The 7,986-nt window shown below is 61.1% G+C and carries 9 protein-coding genes; 8 read left to right on the top strand and 1 reads right to left on the bottom strand.

Going from position 1 to position 7,986, the window contains the following annotated elements:
• From ABR948_RS03190 to ABR948_RS03170, 5 genes are all read left to right on the top strand, one after another.
• Positions 1-630 (top strand): amino acid ABC transporter substrate-binding protein (locus ABR948_RS03190; protein ID WP_428113991.1); only part of this gene is annotated, 630 nt, incomplete at its 5' end.
• A 110-nt stretch (positions 631-740) separates the two neighbouring features.
• Positions 741-1,472 carry an amino acid ABC transporter permease gene (locus ABR948_RS03185; protein ID WP_428113990.1) on the top strand — a complete coding sequence of 244 codons (732 nt, stop codon included), beginning with the start codon at positions 741-743 and terminating at the stop codon, positions 1,470-1,472.
• Between the two features lie 6 nt (positions 1,473-1,478).
• A complete protein-coding gene (locus ABR948_RS03180) occupies positions 1,479-2,171 on the top strand; it encodes an amino acid ABC transporter permease (protein ID WP_428113989.1) in 693 nt (230 codons plus the stop codon).
• Between the two features lie 9 nt (positions 2,172-2,180).
• Positions 2,181-2,912 carry an amino acid ABC transporter ATP-binding protein gene (locus tag ABR948_RS03175; RefSeq protein ID WP_428113988.1) on the top strand — a complete coding sequence of 244 codons (732 nt, stop codon included), beginning with the start codon at positions 2,181-2,183 and terminating at the stop codon, positions 2,910-2,912.
• A 200-nt stretch (positions 2,913-3,112) separates the two neighbouring features.
• A complete protein-coding gene (locus ABR948_RS03170; protein ID WP_428113987.1) occupies positions 3,113-3,970 on the top strand; it encodes a D-amino-acid transaminase in 858 nt (285 codons plus the stop codon).
• A gap of 150 nt (positions 3,971-4,120) precedes the next feature.
• On the opposite strand, the gene ABR948_RS03165 is transcribed toward ABR948_RS03170, so the two are convergent.
• Entirely contained in the window at positions 4,121-5,191 is a 1,071-nt protein-coding gene (locus ABR948_RS03165; protein ID WP_428113986.1) for a peptidyl-alpha-hydroxyglycine alpha-amidating lyase family protein, read from the bottom strand.
• A 187-nt stretch (positions 5,192-5,378) separates the two neighbouring features.
• On the opposite strand from ABR948_RS03165, the gene ABR948_RS03160 reads away from it, so the two are divergent.
• The 3 genes from ABR948_RS03160 (at position 5,379) to ABR948_RS03150 (ending at position 7,794) form a co-directional block, all read left to right on the top strand.
• Positions 5,379-6,368 carry a tripartite tricarboxylate transporter substrate binding protein gene (locus ABR948_RS03160; RefSeq protein ID WP_428113985.1) on the top strand — a complete coding sequence of 330 codons (990 nt, stop codon included), beginning with the start codon at positions 5,379-5,381 and terminating at the stop codon, positions 6,366-6,368.
• Positions 6,369-6,571: 203 nt separating this feature from the next.
• Positions 6,572-7,186 (top strand): hypothetical protein, encoded by a 615-nt coding sequence (locus ABR948_RS03155; RefSeq protein ID WP_428113984.1) that lies wholly within the window; start codon positions 6,572-6,574, stop codon positions 7,184-7,186.
• Positions 7,187-7,248: 62 nt separating this feature from the next.
• Entirely contained in the window at positions 7,249-7,794 is a 546-nt protein-coding gene (locus ABR948_RS03150) for a GlcG/HbpS family heme-binding protein (protein WP_428113983.1), read from the top strand.
• The last annotated feature ends 192 nt before the right edge of the window (positions 7,795-7,986 follow it).

The following is a 7,986-nucleotide window of genomic DNA, read 5'->3' as shown; positions in this document are numbered from 1 at the left end:
TTGCTGGCCAACGGGACCATCGATCTCGAATGCGGATCGACCACCAACAATCCCGACCGCCTGAAGCAGGTTGCCTTCGCCAACACCCACTTCCTGACCGCAACCCGCTTCGTCTCGAAGAAATCCAGCAAGCTCGGCTCGATCGAAGACCTCAGGGGCAAGACGGTGGCCTCGACCTCGGGCACCACCAACATCAAGCAACTCACCGAGACCAATGCCGCCCGCAACCTCGGCATCAACATCATCCCGGCCAAGGAACATGCCGAATCGTTCCTGATGGTGGAGACCGATCGCGCGGTGGCCGCGGTGCTGGACGACATTCTGCTCGCCAGCTTCGTCGCCGGATCGAAGGATCCGGATGCCTATGTCATTTCCACCGACGCGTTTTCGAAGCCGGAGCCCTACGGCATCATGCTGCGCAAGGACGATCCGGCCTTCAAGAAGGTGGCCGACGAGGCCACCGCCGCGCTCTACCAGAGCCCGGAAGGCGAGAGGCTGTACGACAAATGGTTCATGCAGAAGATTCCGCCCAAGGGTTTGAATCTCAACGTGCCGATCGGAGCGGAGCTGAAAAAGGCATTCGCCAGGCCTTCCGATTCGCCCGATCCCGATTCCTATAAGGCGATGTAGGGATATCCGGTTCATCCGATGGCCCGGTCATTGCATATCCGATCATTGCATACGCTGGTTGGCGCGGGCGCGGCTGGCGGCGGCGCGGCTGTCACAGGTGGGGAGCCGTAGTGAATTATCACTGGAACTGGCGCATCTTCTGGGAGCCGGCCCCCAACGGGACCGGGACCTATCTCGACATGCTGTTATCAGGACTGCTGTTGACGGTCGAGACCGCGATCTGCGCCTGGATCATTGCGCTGATCACCGGATCCATCGTCGGCGTGTTGCGTACCCTGCCATCGAAGACCGCGTCCCGGATCGGTTTCGCTTACGTCGAATTCTTCCGCAACATGCCTCTGTTGGTGCAGCTGTTTCTCTGGTTCTTCGTGGTGCCGGAAATCCTGCCGCATGCGTGGGGGCTGTGGCTGAAGCAAATGCCCAACGCGCCGTTCCTGACTGCGACCATCGGGCTTGGCCTGTTCATGTCGGCACGGGTCGCCGAGCAATTGCGATCGGGTATCGGCGCGTTGCCGCGCGGCCAGATGCTCGCCGCGACCGCGCTCGGATTGACCACGGCGCAAGCCTATCGCTACGTGCTGTTGCCGATGGCATTCCGCATCATCCTGCCGCCGCTGACCTCGGAATTCCTCAGCACCATCAAGAATACATCGGTGGCCATCACCATCGGTCTGATCGAACTGACCGCGGAAGCGCGCGCGATGCAGGAATTTTCCTTTCAGGTGTTCGAAGCCTTTACCGCCGCGACGGTGCTGTATCTCCTGGTCAATGTCGTCGTCGTCATCGCCATGCGCTTTGTCGAGCGCGGATTGGCGGTCCCCGGCTACATCACGGGGAAGTAGCCAGCCATGTTCGCCAATTTCGACTTCGACGTCATCCGCCGCTCGTTGGCCTATCTGTTTTTCGACGGCATGACGTTCACGCTGACGCTGACGGGATTGGCCACCGTCGGCGCGCTCGTGTTCGGAACTCTGCTGGCGTTGATGCGGCTGTCGAATTCGAGGCTGATGGGGCGGATTGCAGGCGTCTATGTCGACCTGATGCGGTCGCTGCCGCTGGTGCTGGTGATCTTCTGGTTCTATTTCCTGGTGCCCTATATCGGGCAGTGGCTGACGGGATCGTCGCGGCCGGTTCGCGTCGGAGCGTTTACTTCCTCGCTCGTCACCTTCATCCTGTTCGAAGCGGCGTACTTCTCCGAAATCATGCGCGCCGGCATCCAGTCGATCTCGAAAGGGCAGCCTGCCGCGGCGCAGGCGCTCGGCCTCACCTACAGCCAGACCATGCGCTACGTCGTGCTGCCGCAGGCCTTCCGCAACATGCTCCCGGTGCTGCTGACGCAGACCATCGTGCTGTTCCAGGACACCTCGCTGGTCTATGTGCTGTCGATCCCCGACTTCCTCGGCGCAGCGAGCAAGGTGGCGCAGCGTGACGGACGGCTGGTCGAAATGTATCTGTTTGCGGCTGTGGTTTATTTCGCGATTTCCTGTGTCGCGTCGTTCGGCGTCCGGCGCCTTCAGACGCGCATCGCCTTTGTCCACTAGCGAGGCTTCATGATCGAGATCAGCCATGTCGATAAATGGTACGGCCCCGGCTTCCAGGCGCTGAAGGACTGCACGACCAGCGTCGCCAAGGGTGAGGTGGTGGTGGTGTGCGGCCCCTCGGGTTCCGGAAAGTCCACGCTGATCAAATGCGTCAACGCGCTGGAGCCATTCCAGAGCGGCGAGATCATCCTCGACGGCATCAAGGTCAATGATCCCAAAACCGATCTGCCGAAACTGCGGGCCCGCGTCGGCATGGTGTTCCAGCATTTCGAATTGTTCCCGCATCTGAAGATCATCGAGAATCTCTGCCTGGCGCAGGAAAAGGTGCTGGGGCGATCGCATGATGAGGCGATGGCCAAGGGCGCCAAGCTGCTCGACCGCGTCGGCCTCAAGGACCACGCGCGCAAATATCCTGCCGAATTATCCGGCGGACAGCAGCAGCGCGTCGCGATCGCACGGGCACTGGCGATGGATCCGATCGCCATGCTGTTCGATGAGCCGACCTCGGCGCTCGACCCCGAAATGATCAGCGAAGTGCTTGACGTGATGGTCGACCTCGCCCGCGACGGCATGACCATGATGGTCGTCACCCACGAGATGGGCTTCGCCAGCAAGGTGGCGCATCGGGTCATCTTCATGGACCAGGGCGAGATCGTCGAAGATGCGCCCAAGACCGAATTTTTCGGCAGTCCACGCAGCGACCGCGCCCAAAAGTTTCTGTCCAAGATTCTGTCGCATTAGACACCCGTCATTCCGGAGCGCGTCGAAGACGCGAACCCGGAATCTCGAGATTCCGGGTCTGGTCCTTCGGACCATCCCGGAATGACATCCAGTCTGAAGATGGCCTATCGTAAATTCCATTTTCCAATTCGTCGATCAGGCTTTAAGAACGCGCCTGTGCTATTCGACAAAATCACTTCACTGCCTCCTGGAGAATTCGCGTGGATCAGATCGCCTACGTCAACGGTTCGTTCGTGCCACTGGCCGAGGCCAAGATCTCGGTGCTCGACCGCGGGTTTCTGTTTGCCGACGGCATCTATGAAGTCTCGGCGGTGCTGGACGGCAAACTGATCGACAATGCTTCGCATCTGGCGCGGCTGGAGCGTTCGGTCGGCGAGATCGCACTGGCGTTGCCGGAAACGCTCGACCGTATCAGGGAGATCCAGAAGGAGCTGATCGCGCGCAACGGGATCGAGAACGGCCTGGTCTATCTGCAGGTAACGCGCGGCGCCGCCGCCGGGCGGGACTTTGCGTTCCCAAAGGGCGTCAAGCCGACGCTGATTTTGTTCACCTCGGTCAAAGACATCGTCAACGCGCCGTCGGCCAAGTCGGGTATCGGCGTCATTACCGTGCCGGATATCCGGTGGGCGCGGCGCGACATCAAGAGCGTGGCGCTGCTGGCGCAGGTGCTGGCCAAGCAGGCCGCGGCGGAAGCGGGCGCCGGCGAAGCGTGGATGATCGAGGATGGCAAGGTCACCGAAGGCGGATCGTCGTCGGCCTTCATCCTGACGCAGGACGACGTGCTGGTGACGCGGCAGAATTCCAGCGCGATTCTGCCAGGCTGCACCCGCAAGGCGGTGATCGCGCTCGCCGAAGAGCGTCAGCTGCGCGTCGAGGAGCGGCCGTTTTCGATTGAGGAAGCCCTGGTTGCGAAAGAAGCCTTCATCACCAGCGCGAGTTCGTTCGTGCAGGCGGTCGTCACCATCGACGGCAAGACCGTCGCCGATGGCAGACCCGGCCCGATGGCCAACCGCCTGCGCGAGATTTACATCGACTTCGCGCGCAAGACCGCGGAGTAAATCTTGCGGTGCTGAGCCGTCATTGCGAGCCAACGGGTCGCGCGAACGCGCGCCCGATGACAAGCTCCGCGAAGCAATCCATTTCGTCGCGCAAAGAAAGAATGGATTGCTTCGTCGCTTTCGCTCCTCGCAATGACGAGCAATGGGCGGCTACGGCTTCAGGATCAGCTTCTGCACCCGCCAGTTCAGCAATTCCGCGGCGTAGATCACGTTCTCGGAGGGACACGCCATCGCGTGAATCCAGCCGAACTGCTTCAATTGCTTGCCGGATTGTCCGAGCACGCCGAGCACTTTGCCATCGAGGCTGAGCTTGTAGATGCGGCCGGGCCAGGAGTCCGAGCTGTAGAGCACTTGATGGGGGGGTGGCGTGATGCAGATCGCCCATGGCGATCCCGGCACGAAAGTACCGCTCGCCATGCCGGCTTCGTCGGGAATCTTGCCGATCGCGGGCCTGGCGTCCGGCGGCACCGGCACGTCGATGGTAAATTGGCGCAGAAATTTCCCATCGCGGTCGAATACCTGAATCCGGTGGTTGCCGCGATCGGCGACGTAGACATTGTCGTTGGCGTCGGTTGCGATCGAATGCGGGGTGTTGAATTGACCGGGTTCCTTGCCGCGGTCACCCCATGATTTCAGCCAGTTGCCGTCCTTGTCCACCTTGGCGACGCGGGAGTTGATATAGCCATCGCTGATGAAGGTATCGCCGGCCTTGTCCCACGCCACGTCGGTGACCTGACGAAACCGGCCGTCCTCGGCGGGCAGCGGCGGCTTGGGATGTTTGAGCGGCGCGGTGTCTTCATCGGATGCTTCCTGCTTGCGGCCGAACACCATGACGACGCGGCCCTCGGGATCGAACTTGATCACCATGTCGGAGCCCTTGTCGGTCACCCAGATGTTATCCTGGGGATCGACCTTGACGGTGTGGCCGAACGACCAGGCATAAAGGTTCTTGCCGATTTCTCTGACGTATTGGCCCTTGGCATCGAATTCCATGAGTTGCGTCGCCGCTGCCGCATAGGCCGGCCCGCTGGTATTGCCGCGCGACACCACGAAGATATGGCCTTTCGAATTGACCGCGACGCCCGACACTTCGCCGAAATACATGTTGGGAGGCAGCCGAAGCGGATTAGGAACGGAGTCAAAGGCGATCGAGGGCACGGCCTGCTGCGCAAGGGCAGGCGATCCGGTCAACAACAGCAGTCCGATCAGCCAATGCCGCATAGTATCCTCCCGAAAACATTCATTGTGTTGATGTGTTTCGAGCGGATGCTAGTCTATGGAAAGTCCCGGCGTCCATATTCGCGCATGCATTCCAGATCCCGTTCGCAATCGCCCAGCGCATGGCACTATGCTGGCAACGTCAATCTGCTACTGCATTCTCACAAACGCCGGTCGCAAGCGGATGCTCATGCACTTGGTACCCAACACGAGAAGGCGAACTTTTCTGACGGCGCTGGCGGCATTGTCGCTCGCGGTGTTTTCGGCCGGCGTCGCCATGGCTGTGTATCCGGAAAGGATCGTCAGGATCGTGGTTCCCTTTGCGCCAGGTGGCGGCACCGACGTGGTGGCGCGCACGCTGGCGCAGGACATGGCGAAGGATCTGGGCGTTACGGTCATGATCGAGAACAAGCCTGGGGCGGGTACCATTATCGGGACCCAGGCCGTCGCCACCAGCGCGCCGGATGGCTATACGCTGCTGATGGGAACCTTCTCGCACGCGGTCAATCCAAGTCTCAATGCAAAGCTGCCTTATGATCCGCACAGGGATTTCGCACCGGTCGCCCTGATCGCGTGTTCCTTCAATGTCGTCGTGGTCAGCCCCAAATCGCCGATCAAGTCGATTGCGGACCTGATCGCGGCGGCGAAGGCCAGTCCGGGCAGATTGTCCTATGGAACGTTCGGCATCGGCACGTCGGCGCATCTCGCCGGCGAACTGTTCAAGGACATGGCCAAGGTCGACCTGACCACGGTGCCCTACAAAGGCGCCGCGCCCGCCATCACCGACCTGCTTGGCGGCCAGATCGACGTGATGTTCACGACGGTGGCGAGCGCAGCCTCGCTGGTCGAGAGCGGGCAGTTGCGGGCGATCGCGGTGACGTCGGCGCAGCGCTCGCCGGCCTTTCCGCAATTGCCGACCGTCGCGGAAGCCGGCGTTCCCGGCTATGCCGCGGAGAGCTGGTACGGCCTGTTTGCGCCGGCCGGGACTCCGGCCGGTGTCATCGATCGCCTCAACCAGTCGGCGGCCTCGGCGGTTCAATCCGAAGCTTTCAAAAGGCTCGGCGTGAACGAGGGGCTGGTCATGATCGCGCGTCCTCCGGAAGAGCTCGATCGATATGTCCGCGACGAGGAGGAGCGCTGGCGCCGGGTGATCCGGGATGCCGGGATCAAGGTCGAATAGGATGCCGCTTGCTGCAGTGCGGTAGCGTCAGCACGCTGCCGGCCTCAAGCAGGAATAATCGCGCACCACCGGGGTTGCCGAAGAAGCGCCTTTGACGGCATTTGTTCGAGGGCCCTTGGCGGGACGGGCTGCGTCCCGCTAGTAATCCTGCGTCCCGCTAGTAATAACGTCAGTCGGCAATCCAGAACCCACGGAGAATGACAATGTCCAGTACGCTCCAGCGCATGCTCGCTGCTGCCGGTTTTGCCTTGGTCTGTATCGCCTTGCCGGCATCGGCGCAGGAAACCGTCCGCATTCGCGGCACCATCGAAAGCGTCGATGGTGACGTTTACGTGATCAAGAATCGCGACGGCGCGGAAATGAAGCTGACGATGACCGACAAGCCGCTTTTTGTGGCCATCGTGAAGGCGACGATGGCCGACATCAAGCCGGGCATGTTCGTCGGCTCGACCGGAATGACGCAGCCCGACGGCAGCCAGAAGGCGATCGAGGTCCATATCTTCCCGGAATCGATGCGCGGCACCGGCGAAGGCCACTATGACTGGGACCTCAAGCCGAACACCAAAATGACCAATGCCAATGTCGAGCAGACCGTCGGCGGCGTCGACGGACAGATGCTGTCGGTCAAATACAAGGATGGCGAGAAGAAGCTGCTGGTGACCCCGGAGACCGCTGTTGTCACCTACGTCGTTGGCGACAAGAGTGATCTCAAGCCGGGCATCAAGATCTTCGTCGGTGCCGGGAAAAAGCAGCCTGACGGTAGCGTGCAAACCCCGCGCATTACCTATGGCAAGGACGGGTTGACGCCGCCGATGTGACGCGGCATCGATTTTGGCGGAACTAAAAACGAAAACTTCAACCGGAGGATGTTATGCGTTCAATGCGTTCAATCGTTTCGATGACACTGGCGGCTTGCGCCGTTGCGGCACTGGGCTCGTCAGCTCTTGCACAAACACCGGCACCGGCGACCCCGCCTGCGCCGCCCTCGGCGGGCGGCACGCCCGATGCGATGCCATTCGATATTCCCTATGGCATGTCGATCGGGCTTGAGCGTGCCAAGCAGGTCATGGCCGCGGCTGAGGCTGAAGCCAAAAAGCGAAACTGGAAGATGAATATCGCTGTGGTCGATACCAACGGCGAACTCGTGCAATTCGAGCGAATGGAGGGGGCGCAGATTGCATCCGGCTCGATTTCGATCGGCAAGGCCCGCACCGCGGCACGCTTTCGCCGTGAATCCCGTCTGTTCTACAATGCCTATGAGACCGGCCACACCTTTGCCGCCACGCTCGATCCCACCCTGGTCGCAAGCCCGGGTGGATTTCCGCTTGTCGAAAATGGCAAGCTGATCGGCGCGGTGGGTTGCAGCGGCGGCACCGGCGATCAGGACGCCGCGATCTGCAAGGTTGGCGCTGAAATCGTAAAGTAACGCCGTTGTTCCGCTCCGGCGCCGGCTCTGGTCGGCGCCGCGGCGGAATACCGCATGCGGCGCTGACGCGATAACACGAATGCGCTCCATTGAGTGCAGTGCAGCAGCGCAATTTGCTGGACGACGCAACAATCCGACCGTAGATCGTTTATCGAAAGAAATCAGCCCAATATATTGGCCTGTGGAGGTTGC

It is taken from the genome of Bradyrhizobium sp. (assembly GCF_050014615.1).
Taxonomy (GTDB): Bacteria; Pseudomonadota; Alphaproteobacteria; order Rhizobiales; family Xanthobacteraceae; genus Bradyrhizobium.
Note: the sequence above shows the minus strand (reverse complement) of the source record. Positions and strands in the feature narration are given on the sequence as shown.

What these genes read in the sequence shown, in the direction of transcription:
- ABR948_RS03180 (WP_428113989.1), top strand. Translation starts at nt 1,479, where the DNA reads ATGTTCGCCAATTTCGACTTCGACGTCATCCGCCGCTCGTTGGCCTAT.
- ABR948_RS03175 (WP_428113988.1), top strand. Translation starts at nt 2,181, where the DNA reads ATGATCGAGATCAGCCATGTCGATAAATGGTACGGCCCCGGCTTCCAG.
- ABR948_RS03165 (WP_428113986.1), bottom strand. Translation starts at nt 5,191, where the DNA reads ATGCGGCATTGGCTGATCGGACTGCTGTTGTTGACCGGATCGCCTGCC.
- ABR948_RS03160 (WP_428113985.1), top strand. Translation starts at nt 5,379, where the DNA reads ATGCACTTGGTACCCAACACGAGAAGGCGAACTTTTCTGACGGCGCTG.
- ABR948_RS03155 (WP_428113984.1), top strand. Translation starts at nt 6,572, where the DNA reads ATGTCCAGTACGCTCCAGCGCATGCTCGCTGCTGCCGGTTTTGCCTTG.
- ABR948_RS03150 (WP_428113983.1), top strand. Translation starts at nt 7,249, where the DNA reads ATGCGTTCAATCGTTTCGATGACACTGGCGGCTTGCGCCGTTGCGGCA.